Source organism: Rheinheimera lutimaris (assembly GCF_013283795.1).
In the GTDB taxonomy this organism is placed as follows: domain Bacteria; phylum Pseudomonadota; class Gammaproteobacteria; order Enterobacterales; family Alteromonadaceae; genus Alishewanella; species Alishewanella lutimaris.
The window spans coordinates 1-17,836 of sequence record NZ_JABSOD010000018.1 but is presented as its reverse complement, the minus strand read 5'-3'; the positions used below and the strand labels follow the sequence as shown (position 1 = coordinate 17,836).

The 17,836-nt window shown below is 49.9% G+C and carries 18 protein-coding genes; 12 read left to right on the top strand and 6 right to left on the bottom strand.

Features of this window, described 5'->3' with window-relative positions; translation table 11 throughout:
• Nucleotides 1–3: 3 nt before the first annotated feature.
• Nucleotides 4–336 carry a cobalt transporter gene (locus HRH59_RS14965; RefSeq protein ID WP_173502082.1) on the bottom strand — a complete coding sequence of 111 codons (333 nt, stop codon included), beginning with the start codon at nucleotides 334–336 and terminating at the stop codon, nucleotides 4–6.
• Nucleotides 337–846: 510 nt separating this feature from the next.
• Between HRH59_RS14965 and HRH59_RS14960 the strand changes: the two genes are divergently transcribed.
• Nucleotides 847–3,321 (top strand): TonB-dependent receptor, encoded by a 2,475-nt coding sequence (locus HRH59_RS14960; protein ID WP_173502081.1) that lies wholly within the window; start codon nucleotides 847–849, stop codon nucleotides 3,319–3,321.
• A gap of 90 nt (nucleotides 3,322–3,411) precedes the next feature.
• On the opposite strand, the gene HRH59_RS14955 is transcribed toward HRH59_RS14960, so the two are convergent.
• The gene (locus tag HRH59_RS14955; RefSeq protein WP_173502080.1) at nucleotides 3,412–4,413 is read right to left on the bottom strand and encodes a LacI family DNA-binding transcriptional regulator; all 1,002 of its coding nucleotides are present in this window, start codon (nucleotides 4,411–4,413) and stop codon (nucleotides 3,412–3,414) included.
• A 131-nt stretch (nucleotides 4,414–4,544) separates the two neighbouring features.
• Between HRH59_RS14955 and HRH59_RS14950 the strand changes: the two genes are divergently transcribed.
• The 6 genes from HRH59_RS14950 (at nucleotide 4,545) to HRH59_RS14925 (ending at nucleotide 11,709) form a co-directional block, all read left to right on the top strand.
• Nucleotides 4,545–5,057, top strand: a complete 513-nt coding sequence (locus tag HRH59_RS14950) for a gluconokinase (RefSeq protein WP_173502079.1) — start codon at nucleotides 4,545–4,547, stop codon at nucleotides 5,055–5,057.
• 76 nt (nucleotides 5,058–5,133) lie between these two features.
• Nucleotides 5,134–6,525 carry an MFS transporter gene (locus HRH59_RS14945; protein ID WP_173502078.1) on the top strand — a complete coding sequence of 464 codons (1,392 nt, stop codon included), beginning with the start codon at nucleotides 5,134–5,136 and terminating at the stop codon, nucleotides 6,523–6,525.
• 27 nt (nucleotides 6,526–6,552) lie between these two features.
• Nucleotides 6,553–8,940 (top strand): GH36-type glycosyl hydrolase domain-containing protein, encoded by a 2,388-nt coding sequence (locus HRH59_RS14940; protein ID WP_231702522.1) that lies wholly within the window; start codon nucleotides 6,553–6,555, stop codon nucleotides 8,938–8,940.
• A gap of 20 nt (nucleotides 8,941–8,960) precedes the next feature.
• Nucleotides 8,961–9,995, top strand: coding sequence for a Gfo/Idh/MocA family protein (locus HRH59_RS14935; protein WP_173502077.1), 1,035 nt, complete (start codon nucleotides 8,961–8,963; stop codon nucleotides 9,993–9,995).
• A 96-nt stretch (nucleotides 9,996–10,091) separates the two neighbouring features.
• Complete coding sequence (locus tag HRH59_RS14930; protein WP_173502076.1) at nucleotides 10,092–11,000, top strand: LysR family transcriptional regulator; 909 nt, start codon at nucleotides 10,092–10,094, stop codon at nucleotides 10,998–11,000.
• Between the two features lie 58 nt (nucleotides 11,001–11,058).
• Nucleotides 11,059–11,709, top strand: coding sequence for an acyloxyacyl hydrolase (locus HRH59_RS14925; protein WP_231702521.1), 651 nt, complete (start codon nucleotides 11,059–11,061; stop codon nucleotides 11,707–11,709).
• Here HRH59_RS14925 and HRH59_RS14920 read toward each other — a convergent pair.
• Both HRH59_RS14920 and HRH59_RS14915 read right to left on the bottom strand, forming a co-directional pair.
• Nucleotides 11,706–12,482, bottom strand: coding sequence for a UDP-2,3-diacylglucosamine diphosphatase (locus tag HRH59_RS14920; protein ID WP_173502075.1), 777 nt, complete (start codon nucleotides 12,480–12,482; stop codon nucleotides 11,706–11,708). The genes HRH59_RS14925 and HRH59_RS14920 overlap by 4 nt on opposite strands.
• A 9-nt stretch (nucleotides 12,483–12,491) precedes the next feature.
• On the bottom strand, nucleotides 12,492–12,986 hold the full coding sequence (locus HRH59_RS14915) for a peptidylprolyl isomerase (protein WP_173502074.1): 495 nt from the start codon (nucleotides 12,984–12,986) through the stop codon (nucleotides 12,492–12,494).
• A gap of 153 nt (nucleotides 12,987–13,139) precedes the next feature.
• Here HRH59_RS14915 and cysS point away from each other — a divergent pair, with 153 nt between their 5' ends.
• The 5 genes from cysS to HRH59_RS14890 all read left to right on the top strand — a co-directional run bounded on the left by cysS (nucleotide 13,140) and on the right by HRH59_RS14890 (nucleotide 17,365).
• Entirely contained in the window at nucleotides 13,140–14,519 is a 1,380-nt protein-coding gene (gene cysS / locus HRH59_RS14910; protein WP_173502073.1) for a cysteine--tRNA ligase, read from the top strand.
• Nucleotides 14,520–14,839: 320 nt separating this feature from the next.
• Entirely contained in the window at nucleotides 14,840–15,205 is a 366-nt protein-coding gene (locus HRH59_RS14905) for a hypothetical protein (RefSeq protein ID WP_173502072.1), read from the top strand.
• Between the two features lie 109 nt (nucleotides 15,206–15,314).
• Complete coding sequence (locus HRH59_RS14900) at nucleotides 15,315–15,794, top strand: cold shock domain-containing protein (protein ID WP_173502071.1); 480 nt, start codon at nucleotides 15,315–15,317, stop codon at nucleotides 15,792–15,794.
• A 100-nt stretch (nucleotides 15,795–15,894) separates the two neighbouring features.
• Entirely contained in the window at nucleotides 15,895–16,107 is a 213-nt protein-coding gene (locus HRH59_RS14895) for a hypothetical protein (RefSeq protein WP_173502070.1), read from the top strand.
• 121 nt (nucleotides 16,108–16,228) lie between these two features.
• Nucleotides 16,229–17,365, top strand: coding sequence for a GIY-YIG nuclease family protein (locus HRH59_RS14890; protein ID WP_218573541.1), 1,137 nt, complete (start codon nucleotides 16,229–16,231; stop codon nucleotides 17,363–17,365).
• Nucleotides 17,366–17,516: 151 nt separating this feature from the next.
• Here the strand turns inward: HRH59_RS14890 and HRH59_RS19590 are convergent, their stop codons facing one another.
• Together HRH59_RS19590 and HRH59_RS14885 are read right to left on the bottom strand one after the other, a co-directional pair.
• Nucleotides 17,517–17,594 carry a hypothetical protein gene (locus HRH59_RS19590; protein ID WP_408015062.1) on the bottom strand — a complete coding sequence of 26 codons (78 nt, stop codon included), beginning with the start codon at nucleotides 17,592–17,594 and terminating at the stop codon, nucleotides 17,517–17,519.
• A 49-nt stretch (nucleotides 17,595–17,643) separates the two neighbouring features.
• Nucleotides 17,644–17,836 (bottom strand): IS3 family transposase (locus tag HRH59_RS14885; RefSeq protein ID WP_173502069.1); only part of this gene is annotated, 193 nt, incomplete at its 5' end.

Below are 17,836 nucleotides of genomic sequence, written 5' to 3'. Positions count from 1 at the left end.
GGATCAGACGTTGGGCGGCGGCACCGGTGGTGAGTAACTTACAGCAAACAGCGTTGATTGCGGCGCAAGGCTGCGCGTCGCGCCAACAGCGGTTAAATTAACGCTGTGGATATAAGAGATGGCACAGGTAACATGTGCATGCGCCGAATGGTGCTCATCAGCGTTACTGTCGGCATTGCTCGCATGTTGTGGGGTAGCGGTGTGGGCGTCGTAGATATAAGAGGTATAGGTATGCTCGTGTTCAGGTATATGCACCACTAACGCATCACACGCCATTACAGCATGGTTCAGCATGACGGCCAGCAAAATAAATAACCTGACGCTTTTTAGCAGCATAGTATCCTCTGATGTTCGCCGCTATGCTACAGCGTAGTGGTGATGGCAACAAGCGAAAATACCTCAGTTGGCGCTGTATGCGTTACAAGATAACGCAGTATTCTGCCACTAGTACTTTATGATGCTTTTCACCTTGAAAGTGCAAGCTGTTGAATTTACATCAAATATTGTGATTTCTATGCATTTGCAATAGTAACGCCCGCCAATCTTTTTAACTCCTTAATATGACAACTGTTGGTGCAAGGGCGGTTTTTTCCTTGACAACCCTGCTGCTTTAGCACTAATTTAGGCCGCATTATCAATAAATGGTTGCGCAATCATTTTGTCTTGTTGCTAGATTGAATTGTTTTTAATAGCTTAATTGCTGTATTTAAATGGTTTTTGACTTGTGTTAGGTGGCTTGCCTGATTGTGAGTGGTAGCGCAAACAATTTTGTTGATAACAATAACCGTGCCTTGTGCTACGCACCTGAGCAGCGGAGATAATCAGATAACAGGGGAGCAAAAGACTATGTTGAGTCAGCCGGGTAGCAAATTAAAGCAGAGTTATATTCTTATTTCAGCGGCCATGCTGTGTGGTGCCAGTGTTAATGTGTTAGCACAAAGTGCCGCTGAACAAAGTACCGCAGAGCGGGGCAGCGAGACGCGGGCAATAGAGGTGATACAGGTTAGTGCTACCAAGCGGGTAACCACCATTCGGGAAACACCGCTGGCGGTAACGGCATTTGATCAAAATGCGCTGGATGATAACCATGTAATGCAGTTAGACGATTTACAAGGTGCAGTGCCCAGTTTGCATATTGCGCAAAACGGCACGCAAAATACGCCTATGGTGTATTTGCGTGGTATCGGCTCGTCGGATCAAACCGAAAGTGGCGACCCGGCAGTAGCCTTTCACGTAGACGGCGTTTATTCCGCGCGCTCGCAAGGCGCATCAGCACTGATGTTTGATTTAGAGGGCGCTGAAATTCTGCGCGGCCCGCAGGGCACCTTGTTTGGCCGCAACGCCACCGGCGGTGTGGTTAACCTGCATACTGCCAAGCCAAAACTTGACTACTTTGAAGCCAATGCTGAATTTACCCTGGGTAACTTTAACCGCCGGGCCAGCCGTGCCATGGTTAACTTACCGCTGACGGATACCCTGGCTATTCGCGTGGCCGCGGCGGTGGATAAATCTGACGGTGTGGTGGATATGGCACCGGGTTCCGCCATGGGCCGAAAATACGGTTCTACCGATTTAGCCGCCGCGCGTTTTAGTGCTTTGTGGCAACCGAATGACAATTTCGACTGGTTTTTTTCCTATGAAAATTTCACCGATCAGGGTACCGGCCATATTCCGACGGTAAGTGGCGGCTCAGATCGCGAAGCTTATATTCAGGAGCCGGGTTTTAACGACTTTGTTATCGACAGCCTGCGTACCCGGCTAAATTACAATTTCGACAGTGGTATTACGCTGTCATATATTGGTGGTTATACCGATTCTTCGCGTGAATCAGTGTGGGACAGAAGCTGGAGCCCGGATAAATATGAGTGGGGCGGCTGTGTGGAGTGTACCCATGAAGCTACCCAGCACGAGTTACAACTGAAGAATGAAGACAGCGCACGTTTGCAGTGGATGGTGGGCTATTTTTACTTTAAAGAAAATAACGCCACCATTTTTGATATTGTGCATCCGGATGTGGATTACGAAGGCGGCAGCACGCCGAACCCGAATTTATGGTCCACTTATCGTCAGCCGGATCGCGGCCTGAAGTCGAATAGCATTTATGCCCAGAGCACCTATAAAATTACCGATGCGTTTCGCGTTAGCCTCGGCTTACGTTACACCGAAGACGAGCGTTGGGATGTTGGCGGCCGTAATATTATGTGCCCGGATGTGAAGCGCACCGAAAACCTGCCGCTGAACAGTGATTATGTCGGCTTGTTGGACCCGGATAACCTGCTGAATGGCCTGGCGCCAAATAAATTTCTGGTGCAGCCCGGCCAGTGTTGGGTAGATACCTATAACGATACCAGCCCGAGCTGGGATAAAACTACCGGTATGGCACGGTTAGAGTGGGATTTTTCGCCCACAGTAATGCTGTATAGCTCTTATGCTACCGGCTTTAAATCCGGCACTATTCAGGACGGTGGCCGTTATACCGGCACCGGCCCGTTTACCCAGGCAGATTTAGACGCCATTATCGCCGGTAATAACAATGAAGCGGCCGGTACCAATGCTTATGTGGCACCGGAAGAGAATACCAGCATAGAGCTGGGCTTAAAGGGCGCTTTCCTCGATAACACGCTGCAGTTGTTTGCGGCGTTATTTACCACCGAATATACCGACTTACAGGTAACCAGTAATATCACCACAGCAACCGGTGCCGATTTACTGCGTAAAACCAATGCCGGTAAAGCCACTATTAATGGTTTAGAGTTAGAAGCTAAATGGCTGGTGGGCCCTAATGGCGAGCTGAACGGTACTATGGCGTATCTGGATGCCAAGTACGATGAGTTCCTGACTACCGATTCCAGCTACGGTGCTGATGGTATAGCCTTTAACCCGTCCGCCGGTAACCCGAACCTGCCTAATCTGCTGGATTTTAGTGGTAACAGCCTGGTACAGGCACCGGAATTCAGTATGTCGCTAAGCTACGAGCATTTCTTTGAGCTAAGCAATGGCGCCACTGTGCGGCCGCGTGTACGTGGTAGCTATTCGTCAGAAGTTTGGTTTGACCCGGCTAACCGCGGCGATCGGCCGGAAGGTTTCCGCAATTTACCCTATGCTGCGGATATCGACCGTCAGGATGCTTATACCAAGCTTGATGCCAGCCTGGTTTATCAACCATCTGCCGGCAACTGGAGCCTGGAAGCTTTTGTAAATAACCTGACTGACAAAGCGATAAAAAGCGACCAGGGCCGCTGGAACAGCAACCCTGTACCGAACTATATGTGGCAGTCGCCGCGTACCTTTGGGGTGCGGGTAAAAGTGAGCTTCGACTAACTAAGCCGGAATATGCAAACCGCAATAGCTAAGTAAAATTAGCCATAAAAAAGCCGCTGACTCCAGCGGCTTTACTATTTATGCTGCAGTTCAGGTGGAGCTGCGCACCATAATACTGTAGCCGACATCCACCGGTGCCACCGCATGGCGGCCTTTGCCGGCGGCGCTAAACAACATTTCTACTGCCTGGCGGCCCATTTCTGCACGCGGTGATGCTACAGATGTGATGGCCGGCTCTACCAGGGCTGATGCTTCCAAATCATTAAAGCCACAAATGGCGATATCTTTGGGAACGTTTAAATTCATCCGTTTGCTTTCAAACATGGCGCCCAGCGCCAGATCATCATTACAGCAAAATACTGCATCGCACTGGTTATCTGATTCGGCAATCACCGCCTGCAGTAACTGGCCGCCCAGTTTAATCGACGACGGTTGCACTGTGGTTTGAATAAAGCTGCGGCACGGCTCCGGCCAATCGGCTATGGCTTGTTTAAAGCCGGCCAGCCGCTGCTGGGTACGCGGGTCCATGCGGGCGCCGACAAAGGCCGGGGCGCGATAGCCTTGTTGCAGCAAATGTTTGGTCATATCGTAACTGGCCTGATAGTGCGAAAAGCCAATATTCATATCTATTGGCTGGTTGGTCAGCTCCATTATCTGCACCACCGGAATATCGGCCTGTAATAACAGCTTACGGGCGTAATCGGTTTGCGCCGTGCCGGTAACGATAAAGCCTTCCGGCGACTGGCTGAGCAGGGTGGCAATCAGCTGTTCTTCGATCAGCGGCGAATAATGGCAGTCGCCGAGTAATACCTGCAAATTTTTTGCTTTAACCGCCTGATAAATACCTTGCAGTACATCGTTAAAGACGATATTGGATAGCGACGGAATAATCACCGCCAGCACGCCGGATTTTTTTGACGCCAGCGCACTGGCGGCATGGTTGCGGATATAGCCAATTTCATGCACCGCTTTTTCTACTTTATTGCGTAATTTGTCAGATACCTTGGTTGGATCTGTCAATACCCGCGACACCGTGATGGCGCTTACACCGGCTACCTTGGCAACGTCTTTTAAATTTGGCTTCCTGCTCATAAGCTTAGCTCTGCAATCTTTTACATGACAATACTGTATTGCGGGTTGTTAGTCAAAATGGTTGCGCAATCATTGGTGCTGGTTTAAGCTCTGAGACAACAAGCAACACTAACAGGAAACAGCAGCTTATTATGCGCGCGACAGTAAGCAGAACTATTGTGATTATGGGCGTAGCCGGCAGCGGCAAGTCTACCGTTGGCCGGTTACTGGCGCAGCAGCTGGGCTGGCGCTTTATTGAGGGCGACGATTTTCACAGCCCCGAGGCCAAACAAATGATGGCCGGCGGCATACCGTTGGCTGAGCATTTGCGCGAAAGCTGGGTGCAGGCACTGTGTAGTGAGCTTAGTACCTGCAAACTGGCAAAGCAGCCTTGCGTGTTAAGTTACTCCGGTTTAATTGCCCGCCATCGTCAGCAAATTCGCAGCAGCGCCGACAACGCGCATTTCTTTTACCTGCATGGCGACGCCACTTTGCTGGCACAGCGGCTGGCGCAGCGGCAAAACCATTTTATGCCAGCGGCCATGCTGCAAAGCCAGTTACTGACCATGCAAAGTTGCGACAATGAAAATGATATAACCATACTGGATATCACGTTGCCGGCAGCAAAGCTGGTACAGCAGATAACACAGTTTTTAGCAGCGTAAAGCGACACCTGATTGCGCTATCATATTCAGCCGCAGAGCTGATGCCATAACAATGCATAATAATGGATAACAGGGTATGACAGTTACAGTAAAGCAACACCCGACACAACAGCAAAGCGCGGCACCGGTGGGGCTGCGCGAAAAAATCGGTTACGGCCTCGGTGATATGGGCTTTAACTTCTACTGGGCGAATATTTCCGCCTTTTTGCTGATTTACTACACCGATGTGTTTGGTATCTCCGCCGCGGCAGCCGGCACCATGATGCTGGTAACCAAAATAGTCGATGCCTTTACCGATCCGTTAATGGGTGCCATTGCCGACCGCACCCGCAGCCGCTTTGGTAAATTCCGGCCCTATTTGCTCTGGCTGGCGCTACCGCTGGCCGGGGCCGGCGTGCTGACCTACAGCACGCCGGATTTAGGTGAAACCGGCAAACTGGTGTGGGCTTACGGCACCTATACGTTGTTAATGCTGGTGTATACCGCGATTAATATTCCTTACTCGGCATTGTCCGGTGTGATTACCAGCGATAGCCAGCAGCGCACTACTCTGGTGAGCTTTCGTTTTATCGGCGGTTTTAGTGGCGGTATCCTGGTAACTTATTTAACGCCCAAATTAGTGCCGCTGTTGGGGCAGGGCGATGATGTGCTGGGCTGGCAGCTGACGATGCTGGTATTTGGCATTGCTGCAGCGCTGATGTTTTTAATTACCTTTCTGACCACTAAAGAGCGTATCGCGCCGCTAAGCCTGCAACCTGGTACGGTAAGGCAGGATTTGGCAGATTTAAAGAACAACAAACCCTGGCTGGTGCTGTTTGCGCTGGCGCTGATTATTATGGTCACCATTACCATGCGGGCCGGCAGCGGGGTGTACTACTTTAAATACTATGTCGAGCGGCCTGATTTAGTCGGCGAGTTTTTATCCTCCTATATGCTGGCATTAGCATTGGGGGCTGCCGCCACACCGCTGATGACGCGCTTTATTGATAAAAAGCGCCTGATGGTTTTACTGATGTCCTTAGCAGGGATGCTTTCCATCAGTTTGTACTTTGTGCCCTCTGATGCTGTGGGCGTTATTTTTGCGCTCAATCTGGCGATCGGCTTTGTGCTGGGGCCCAAATCACCACTGGCGTTTTCAATGTATGCCGACACGGCCGATTATAACGAATGGCGCACCGGGCGCAGGGCCACCGCCATGACCTTTGCTGCGGCTACCTTTTCGCAAAAACTCGGCGGCGCTATTGCTTCAGCGTTAATCGGTTGGTTGCTGGCGGCCATTGGTTATGTTGCCAATGAGCAGCAAAGCAGCGGCTCGCAAACCGGGATAGTACTGCTGATCTCAGTGATCCCGGGTGTTATTGCGCTGCTGGCGGCCTTTGTGATGCGCTACTACAGCCTGGACAATACCCAGCTGGCAAAAATTCAGTTTGATTTGCAACAGCGCAAGGCCGAAGCCGCCACGCTATAAGTTAATTTTATCCGGAGTACTATTTTGATGGCAGCCACTGGCATGCAACCTGGTGACAATAACCAGCGTTATGACTTATTCAGCCCGACAACGATGCCGCTGGCGGCGGCGTTTTTATGGAACAAGCAGTTAATGGTGCAACTTAACTGTCGTGGCTATGCCACCGCGCAGTTTATGCAACCGGAGCCGGCCAAATATGCCCATGCGCCTAATCTGGAAGCAAAAACCTTTATGCAGCCGGAGCAGCCGTATTATGCGCATCATCCCGGCCGCTTTGTTTATATTAAAGATGAGCAAAGCGCTGAGGTGTTCTCGGTACCCTACGAGCCGGTGCGCAGCAAAGCCGACAGCTTTGTGTTTTCGTCCGGTAAAAGCGATATTCGCTGGCAGCTGCAGCAGCAGGGTTTGCAACTGGATTGGCAGCTATGCCTAAGCCCGGACGAGCCGCATGAGTTGTGGCAGCTTACCGTGACAAATCTTGGCGCACAGCCACGACAGCTGAGTATCTACCCGTATTTTCCGGTCGGGTATATGTCGTGGATGAACCAGTCGGCAAAGTTTCAGCCAGAGTTGAATGCCATTGTGTGTTCATCGGTTACGCCGTATCAAAAATACCCCGATTACTTTAAAAACAAGCTGTTAAAAGATAAAACCTTTTTACTGGCTGAGCAGGTGCCCACCAGCTGGCAATGCGCGCAGCAAGCCTTTGAAGGCGAGGGCGGCCTGCATGCGCCTGATGCTTTGCAACAAACTGAGCTCGATGGCGGCGATGCCTTATATGAAACCCCGGCCTGTGTGCTGCAATACCGGCTGCAACTGGCAGGCGCTGCAAAGCAGGTGTACCGCTTTGTATTTGGCCCGGCGCTGGATGATGACGAAATTGCCGCCGCGCGGCAGCGTTATTTTTTAACGCCGGATGGCTTTGCTAAAGCGCAGCAGCAGTACAGTGCTTATATTGCCCGGGGGCAGGGCTGCATACAGATTGAAACACCGGATGCGGCGCTGGATAACTTTGTTAATCACTGGCTGCCGCGCCAAGTGTATTACCATGGCGATGTCAACCGGTTAACTACCGATCCGCAAACCCGTAATTATCTGCAGGATAATATGGGCATGAGCTATGTGCGGCCAGAGGCATTTCGCACCGCGCTACTCACGGCACTGACACAGCAACACAGCAGCGGTGAAATGCCGGACGGCATTTTGCTGCACCCCGACGCTGAGCTGAAATATATCAACCAGGTGCCGCATACCGACCAATGTGTCTGGCTGCCGGTGTGTTTAGCCGCTTATCTGGCCGAAACCAACGACACTGCCTTATTGCAGCAACAGATCGCCTTTGGCGACAGTGCTGAGCAAGCCACAGTGTTTGAACATATTTGCCGTGCCATGAGCTGGCTGCTGCACAAGCGTGACGAGCGCGGCCTGAGTTTTATTGAACAGGGTGACTGGTGCGATCCGATGAATATGGTCGGCTACAAAGGCCGTGGTGTATCGGGCTGGTTGTCGCTGGCGGCGGCCTATGCACTTAACTGCTGGGCGGATACTTGTGCGCAGCTGGGCGAGTTGAGCCTGGCGGAGCAATACCGCAGTGATGCACAGAGTTTTAATCAGGCGGTTAATCATTACCTGTGGGACGGCAAATGGTATGGCCGTGGCATTACCGACGACAATGTGGTGTTTGGTATCAGTAAAGATGCTGAAGGCCGTATTTACCTGAACCCGCAAAGCTGGGCCATGCTAAGCGGTGCGGCAAATCCGGAGCAATTGCAACTGATGCTGGCGGAAATTGACGCCCAGCTTGCCACGCCTTATGGCGTGCAAATGCTGGCGCCGGCTTATACCGCGATGCGTGACGATGTGGGCCGGGTTACGCAAAAGCACCCGGGCTCGGCCGAGAATGGCTCGGTGTATAACCATGCAGCGGCGTTTTATTTGTATGCGCTGTATCAGATTAACCAGCCGGACAAAGCCTTTGCAGTATTGCGGCAAATGCTGCCAGGCAGCACAGCGCAAGACTGCCTGCAGCGCGGCCAGTTGCCGGTGTTTATCCCGAATTACTATCGCGGTGCTTACCAACAGTTTCCGCGCACGGCCGGACGCTCCAGTCAGTTATTTAATACCGGCACGGTGCACTGGGTATACCGCTCGTTAATCGAGGGGTTGTTTGGCGTAAAGGGCTGCGCAGAGGGCTTATTGCTTCAGCCGCAACTGCCAACCGATTGGCCGCAGGTAAAGCTGACACGGCAATTTCGCGGGGCAGAGTTTAGTATTGTTATGCGCCGGCAAAGCGGCATCAGCAAGGCACAACTAAGTGTCGATGGCCGCTTATTAGCTGAACCGCTTATCAGCGATATTGTTGCCGGTAGGCACTATCAGGTCGAGCTGCTGTTACCTGTTAGCTCAGCTGTTTAAAAACAGAGTAAGGAAGCGCTATGATCCGTATTGGCTTATTAGGTGCAGCCCGCATCAGCGATAAAGCAATATTTCAGCCGTTACAGCAGTTGGATGGCTTTGTGTTGCAAGCGGTAGCAGCCTCTTCGCTGGAGCGGGCGCGCCAGTATGCCGGTGCGCATGGCATTTTACATGTCGCCGACTGCTATCAGGCCTTGCTGGCGCGGGATGATATCGACCTGATTTACAATGCCCTGCCACCTTCAGAGCATGCATATTGGACCATACAAGCGCTTGAACACGGTAAGCATGTGTTGTGTGAAAAGCCGTTTGCTATGGATGCCTCAGAGGCAGAGGCCATGGTGCAGGCCGCGCAAGTGGCCGGCAAGGTATTGCTGGAGGCGTTTCATTACCGCTTTCATCCGTTGTTTGTTGAGGTAATGCGCCTGGTGCAGGCCGGTACTATCGGCACTATCAGCCATTTACGCGCCAATTTTTCGGTGCGGATCCCGTATTTTGCCGGCTCGCTGCGCCACGACGCCGTTTTGGGCGGCGGCGCGATGATGGATTTAGGCTGTTATCCGCTGCATTGGGTACGCACGCTAATGCAGGATGAGTCCGCGCAAGAGCCAGAGGTTGTCAGCGCTAACTGTATCAGCGCCGGTGCAAACAGCGGCGGGCAGCAAATTGATCTTAGCATGCAGGCGCAGCTGCTGTTCGCTAATGGAGCTATTGCTGATATCGGCAGCAGCATGGCAGAGCATTTAAGCCGCAGCCCCGATACCAGCCTGGTACTGGAAGGCAGTTTGGGTAGCATTGAAGTTAGCGGCCTGATTACGCCACAGCAGGGCAACAGTATTAAAGTGATTACTGCCGACGCAGAGCGGCAATACAGTGTGCCGGGCCGTAGTACTTCTCATAGCACCTATTATTATCAACTGCAGCATGTAAAAGACTGCCTGCAAGGGAGCGCTACAGCATTAACCGGCGGCGCGGATGCCATTAGTAATATGCGCCTGCTGGATCAGATTTATCAGCAGGCCGGATTGCTCAGTCGCGGGCAGTGCCGCAGTTAGCCGTGGCCGCAGCGGATAAAAGCACGGCGTTAGCATTGCAGCGCAGATAGTTGTTGCCTATTATGCCGCTTACAATAGCGGTTGAGGTATGCCGGCATGGATCATCTGTTAGCCATCAAAGTGTTTTGTCGAGTGGTGGAAACCGGCACCTTTAGCCGCGCCGCAGACTTACTCGATATGCCAAAATCTACCGTAACCAAGCTGGTACAGGAGCTGGAAGCGCATTTACGGCTGAAATTACTACATCGCACCACGCGGCGCGTTACGGTAACGATGGAAGGCGCAGCCTATTACGAGCGCACCACTAAGTTACTGCACGAACTGGAAGACATCGAAAGTAATATCAGCAATGAGCAGAGCACACCGCGCGGCCGGTTAAAAGTGGATATGGCGTCGGCCATTGCCAACTTTATTGTATTGCCGGCGTTACCGTCTTTTATGCAGCTATACCCGGAGATCCAGTTAGAGGTGGGAGTTAGCGATACCGATATTGATTTGCTCAGCGATAACGTTGATTGTGTTATTCGCGGCGGCGAGTTAAGCGATACCTCGCTGATCGCCAAACGCATTGCCGAACTGACCTTTGTTACCTGCGCTGCACCGGCTTATTTGCAACACTTTGGCACACCGCAAATGCCGGAAGAGTTAAGCACTAAACACCGGATCATTTATTATCGCTCGCGTAAAACCAACCGTCTGATGCCGCTGCGTTTCAGCGGTGCGCAGCATTCTATGGAAATTCAGCAGCAAAGCTGTCCGTTGTCCGTAAATGACAGCACCGCACAACTTACCGCCACCCTAAGCGGTTTGGGCATCAGCCAGCTACCACAGTTTATGGCACAGCCGTATATCGACAGCGGTAAGTTGCAACTGCTGCTGCCGCACTGGCAGCGCCCGGCATTTCCGCTGTATCTTATTTATCCGCCTAACCGTCATTTAAGTGGCCGCTTAAGGGCTTTTACCGACTGGGTTATGCAAACTTTCCAACCTTACCGGCCTTACTAAACCAGGCTGAGATAAAACGGCATAATTTATACTAAAACATTATTCACCACGGTGAATAATGTTGTCGTGGTTTGCCGCTTTATCTAATTTGTACCGTTCGGTATACTTCTCACCATTGAAAGCAGGCTCCTTTGTGGAGCAAGTAAAATGGGGTGAAGATATGCAACGCTGGGTAATAGCTTTTGTATTGCTGGCAGGAATAATGTCGCCGGTGCACGCCGATATCAGGGCTGAGCACATTTCTCAACTGTCGGTGGAATATCTGCAAGGGGAAGGTGATGTCAGCGGTGTACGGCTGGCATACCGGCCGCTGGAGTTCCACTTTACTACACTGCCGCTGCTGGGCGATGCCAATATGTATCTGGAGGCCAGCACTAACTTTTGGCAGTACGGCAAACCGTCAAAGTATCAAACCAATGTAGCGTTGGCCTTGTCACCGGTGCTGAAAAAACAGTTTGCCAACTGGTACGGCAAACCGGTGTTTTGGGAGTTTGGTATTGGGGTCAGTATGCTGACAAAGCGAGAGTTTGCCGGTAAAGATTTAGGCTCGCATTTTCAGTTTGAAGACCGCCTCGGTCTGCTGATAGAGCTGGATCCGCAAAACAAGAAAATGCTGGCTATCCGCTACATGCATTACTCTAATGCCGGTTTATCCAGCCGTAACCCCGGGATGGATTTTCTCAATATTGCTTATTCCTGGCGGTTTTAAGCCGCCGGGTTAACAACAGGCAGGGCGTTAAAATGCAATTGCCAGTTGTCGGCACTCACTTGCAAATAACTGCTTTGGCTGTACCAGTCGCCCAGTACATAGCGCTCAGCCGCTTTACCGTTAACCTCCAGCTTATGCACAGCCGGGCGGTGGGTATGGCCGTGGATCAGCTTTAATACCCCGGCCTCTGCCATCACTCTGGGCACTTCATCCGGAGTAACATCCATAATTTGCGGCTGTTGTTGCCCATGCTGTTGCTGAGAAGCGTAGCGGGCCTTATGGGCGGCACTTTTGCGCCGTGCCTTAGCGGCGATACCCTGGCGAAAGCTAACCGGCGTTTTTAGCAACAACCATTGCCACCAGGGTTGGTTCCACCATTTGCGGAATTTCTGGTAGGCAATATCCAGTGTGCACAGGCTGTCGCCGTGCATAATCAGTGTTGGCGTACCGTATAGCGTTATCACTTGTTGCGGCGGTAGCAATTGCATACCGGCACGGCTGGCATAAGCCTGACGCAAGACAAAGTCACGATTACCGTGAATAAAGTACACCGGCACCTGCGCACTCAGTGCCGACAAGGCTGAGGCTACGGTATCCAGCAGCGGCTCGGGGTTGTCATCGCCAATCCATACTTCAAATAAATCGCCGAGAATATACAGCGCATCAGCGTGAATGGCTTGCTCACGCAAAAAGCGCAAAAAGGCGGCGGTAATATCGGGCCGATCTGCAGCTAAGTGCAGATCGGCGATAAACAACGTATGCGGCTCAGACATCAGCAGGGCTTAAGCGTGCAGTTCGGCTTTTTCAAGTACAACCGGTTTTACCGGTACATCGCTGTGGCCACCGCTGCGGCCGGTAGCAACTTTTTTAATCTCGTCAATCACGTCCATACCTTCAACCACTTCACCAAATACGCAGTAACCCCAGCCTGAGCCGGTTTCTGAGCTGAAGTTTAAGAAATCGTTATCCGCTACGTTAATAAAAAACTGGCAGGTGGCAGAGTGCGGATCATTGGTGCGCGCCATAGCAATAGTGCCTTTTTTGTTCGGCACTTTGTTGTTGGCTTCGTTTTTAATCTGGCCCTTGGTGTCTTTTTGCTCCATATCAGCAGTAAAACCGCCGCCCTGGATCATAAAACCATTAATTACACGGTGGAAAATGGTGTTGTCGTAAAAACCGTCTTTTACGTAGCTGATAAAGTTTTCTACGGTAGCAGGGGCTTTGTCGGCAAACAGGTTTAATTTAATTACGCCGTAATTGGTGTGTAAGCTAATCATAATAGGGTGTCCTTAGTTCAAAGTGGCGCTATTCTACCGCAGCTGCAGCAAATCATAAAGCAAGGATAGCGGCGCTAAACCGCCGGTGATACACTAGCGGGCTGTCGCAACAACAGGACTAACAGGCCGCTAACGGTCATTTTTGAGGACGCCATGTTACATATTTATAATACCTTAAGCAGAAAAAAAGAGCTGTTCACCCCAATAGAACCCGGTAAAGCAGGGCTCTATGTCTGCGGTATTACTATTTATGATTACTGTCATGTCGGCCACGCCCGCACCTATGTCGCCTTTGACGTGATAAACCGTTACCTGCGCTTTTTGGGTTACGACGTAACCTATGTGCGTAATATTACCGACGTAGACGACAAAATTATTAAGCGCGCGGCAGAGAACAACGAAAGCTGCGACGCCTTAACCGAGCGCTTTACCAAAGCCATGCACGCCGATTTTACTGCGCTTGGCTTACTGCCGGCCGACATAGAACCGCGTGTTACTACTCATATGGCCGAGATTATCGCCCTGATTGAAACCCTGGTCGCTAAGGGCTACGCCTATGTTGCGGCCGATGGCGATGTATTGTTTGATGTCAGCAAATACGCAGCCTACGGCGAGCTTAGCCAGCAAAACCTGGAAATGCTGCAATCCGGCTCGCGGGTAGAAGTGGCCGACAATAAAGACGATCCGCTGGATTTCGTATTATGGAAAGGCGCTAAACCGGGCGAGCCGTTCTGGCAATCGCCTTGGGGTAATGGCCGCCCTGGCTGGCATATTGAATGTTCCGCCATGAGCGCCAAGCATTTAGGCGAGCATTTTGATATTCACGGCGGCGGTTCAGACTTACAGTTCCCGCACCATGAAAACGAAATTGCCCAGTCGACCTGTGCCCACGGCCACAAGTATGTAAATACCTGGATCCACACCGGTATGGTGCAGGTAGATAAAGAGAAAATGTCTAAGTCACTGGGCAATTTCTTTACGGTAAAAGACGTGCTGGCAGAATATAACGCCGAGGCAGTGCGTTACTTTTTATTATCCAGCCAATACCGCAGCCAGCTGAATTATTCCGCTGAAAACCTGCAACAGGCCCATGCAGCCTTAGGCCGGTTATACACCGCGCTGCGTAATGTTACGCCAAGCCACAGTATTGATTTAAACAGCCCGTACATTGTGCGCTTTAAAGCGGCAATGGATGATGATTTCAACACCCCGGAAGCCTTACCGGTGTTGTTTGAACTGGCGCGTGAAGTAAACCGCTTTAAAGAAACCGAACCGGCCAAGGCCGCCGAACTGGCAGGCTTGTTAAACTTATTAGCCGGCGTGCTGGGCTTATTACAGGGTGATGCCGAGCAGTTCTTGCAATCGGGCGCATCGGATGATGATGTCGCTGAAATAGAAGCGCTGATTGCTCAGCGCAACACCGCCCGCGCCAACAAAGACTGGGCAGCCGCAGACGCCGCCCGCGATGCGTTAACGGCAAAAGGTATTATCGTAGAAGATAAAAACGGCGTAACCAGCTGGCGTAAAGGCTGATTTAACAACCGTGATAAAAAACCGCCTGTTGGCGGTTTTTTTATGCGTGAAATAAGTAGCTGGCAAAGTTGAGAAGTTAGTAGGCATTCGGAGGAGAGATGCTGTATTTGCATACATGCCGTGCCTAAGAGTAGTTTGTGCTTTGTTAGATGGATTAATCCGTATTTGTCTGCAACTTCAGCATCAGCTGTACCTGTAAGTTGTTGTAAGTTCGAAATAAGCGGTGTAATGTTCATTACATTAAATTGACAAATGCGGAAAAGCCCGTGTTTAAATACGGATTTTTCCGCCTAATAAGCGTTATGTGCTAAGGATAAGTCATGATTGATTTTCCAAATGTGTTATTCAGCCATTTTGAAAAGTTTACGGGTTGGCTTTATAAGCATGATCTAATAAAGAACTGGTTCAATATAATATCTTGGGTAGCTCTTACGTCTGTGATTTTTGTTTTACACGAAAAATCAAAATCGGGCCCACTTTTCGTAGTTGCTGTTATATCTGCGATTTTAATTATTTTCTATTCTTTTCATAGTATTGTTCATGCGATTCAGCTTTGCGTAGACGAAAATAAAAAATTCACGTGGTTTCTGATGCTTGTCAGCTTTATTTTGGGTGGTCTAGTTCCGGTTTTTATTATTTTGTACATGATTGAAGTAATTAGACTGGCTTTGAGTGCAGGCACATAACAAACAAATATTATCGCCAGCAAACAACGCTGGCTGCGACGTCAACCCGCTGCGCGGCTTTCCGCGCTAAATTTGGGCGTTAAGTTGAAATTTTAATATCGGAAATAATATGCAAGGAAGTATAGTTCGTTGGAACGATGATCGTGGCTTTGGCTTTATTTCATCTAAGGAAGTAGAAGGTGATGTGTTTGCACACATTTCTCAGTTTAAAAAAGGTTTTCGCAGACCTAAAGTTGGTGACAGAGTGTTATTTCAGCTTGCCAACGAAAAAGGGAAGCTTAGCGCTAAAACAATTTCATTAATTGGTGTACAGCCTATTCCAATTGATAAACCATCATTAATTTCTAGTTTAATCGGATTTTTACTGTTAATTGCGCTCGGGACAATTATTTATCTGTTCTTAATTAAACCAAAGTTGTTTCCAGCATATAAGGACATGGGGTTTTCTTGCCAAGGAAAAACTCATTGTAGTGAAATGATATCCTGTGATGAAGCCAAATTTTACTTAGCAAATTGCCCAAATGTGGAAATAGACGGCAACAACGATGGCGAGCCTTGCGAAATGCAGCATTGTAATAGTAGATGGTAAATCAACTTAACAAGCTCCATCAAAACGCCGCTTCGCGGCTCGACTCGCAACACGTTGCTCGCATTTGTGGCGGGCGTTATGTGAACACAAGGATTCGAAAGTGGAGTCGATAAGCAAGGCGCTCGTATTAGCTATTCAGTACCTAGGGTCAGAAAGAAATGATGAAGATTTCACGGAAGATGATGATCTTAAGGTCGTAGAAGACATGGCTGCTATTATTCAGGGAGCCTCCGAGAACGAGAAGTTGACTCTAATAAGAGTAGCCAGAGAACTTGGTCTTAATGAATGGGCATCAAATATTGGCATCGAGTAAATCACATAACAAGGCGCATCATTCGCCCGCTAAAAGCGCGGGCTGGGACGGCCTATATTTCGCTGCGCTCCACTTAGGCCGCCCGAGTGCGCGGCGTTAGCTGTTTCAAGCAGAGATTCTCATGATGCGAAGTGACGTAAAAATCAACAAATTATGGTGGGAGCATTTAGCCCCGAAACCAATGATTGCTCGTCGTCGCGAAGTAGAAGCTCTGCTCAATAATTTTATACAAACATCGCCCTACGGTGCGGAATGGATCAAAGTTGCGAAGAACCCAAATGGAATCTTTAGGGTAAAGCCGGGACAAATGATTCCGGTTGTCCAGTTAACGTTCCTTGGGAAAGCCCCTGGCTTTGTAGCACCTTTTCAAAAATTAAAGGCTGGTCATCGTACAGTCGGGGCAGCTACTGAATACCAATCAGGACGGCCCCTCGAAGAAGAGGAGCGTGCCCTTCAGCCGATTATTTCTGTCGATCTTGTGACTGATCCATTGTTTATTCAAGCAGCGAGGCAAGGCCAAACAACACTAGATGAAAGTCAGATAACACAGCCGAGCTTGCTCTTTTCTATACCGGCCCATTTCCTGTTGTCGCCAAAGCATTTTCCAAAAAGAGCGTATGTGCTTTATCAACATATTTTTGGGCACGGCGGCTCTTATCCAAATGATGGGTTCTTTTATGTAGGGGTCACAACGCGTAGTTGGCAGAAGCGATGGTCTGAGCATAAAAGAGCCATCAACGGCGGGAGTCCTTTACTTTTCCATAGGAAATATCGAGAAGAAAAGGAGAAAGGACGAATCACCTATGTTAATCACAAGGTAATGGGTATAACTGATGATCTTGAAAAATTGTACGCAACCGAAGAATTTTTAGTTGAAGGCCATTGGGAAGATCAACGCCGCCTTAATATGATTCCAGGCGGCAAGTCTGGCTTGCGTTATCTTCGAGAGAATGGGTTGCTTCAACAATCAGTTGTCCCGATGCCAGATGAACGTGACAGAATCGTTAGTGAATGGCTAAAAGAGCACCCGAGGAAAGGCCTGCCTGCGCCTTGGGTAACTGAAAAATGGCGAGATAATGATTGGGCTGTTGCTCAAATTTGTGGTCGAGATGGCAGATTGTCGGTCGAGAAAGTAAGAGCGATACGCCAACTTGCCAAGGCATATTCAGCTGAAGAAATATTTAAGCGCATAGGCGCAAAAAATGTTGCTCAAGTTCAGCGTGTTCTTGATGGTAAAACGTATTCCAGGGTCGAATAGCATGAGGCAACATCGAGGCAAAAAAACAGCTAACAAGGCCATAAACTCGGACCCAAAAAGCGCCGCTCCTCGTTCCTCGTCGCTCTGTTTTTTGGGTCCGGTTATGGCTGGCGTTAGCTATTGTTCTTACCCATAAAAAGTAGACACCCAGTTATGCGCATTTGCGTTCATACTCAGCCGGGCTGACATAGCCAATCGCTGAATGCCTACGGACACGGTTATAAAATATCTCAATGTATNTTAGCTATTGTTCTTACCCATAAAAAGTAGACACCCAGTTATGCGCATTTGCGTTCATACTCAGCCGGGCTGACATAGCCAATCGCTGAATGCCTACGGACACGGTTATAAAATATCTCAATGTATTCGAAGATACCCGACTTCGCCCGCTCAATCGAGTCGTAATTCTCGGCATAAATCAGTTCCACTTTCAGCCGGCTGAAGAAGGCTTCCATCGCCGCATTATCCCAG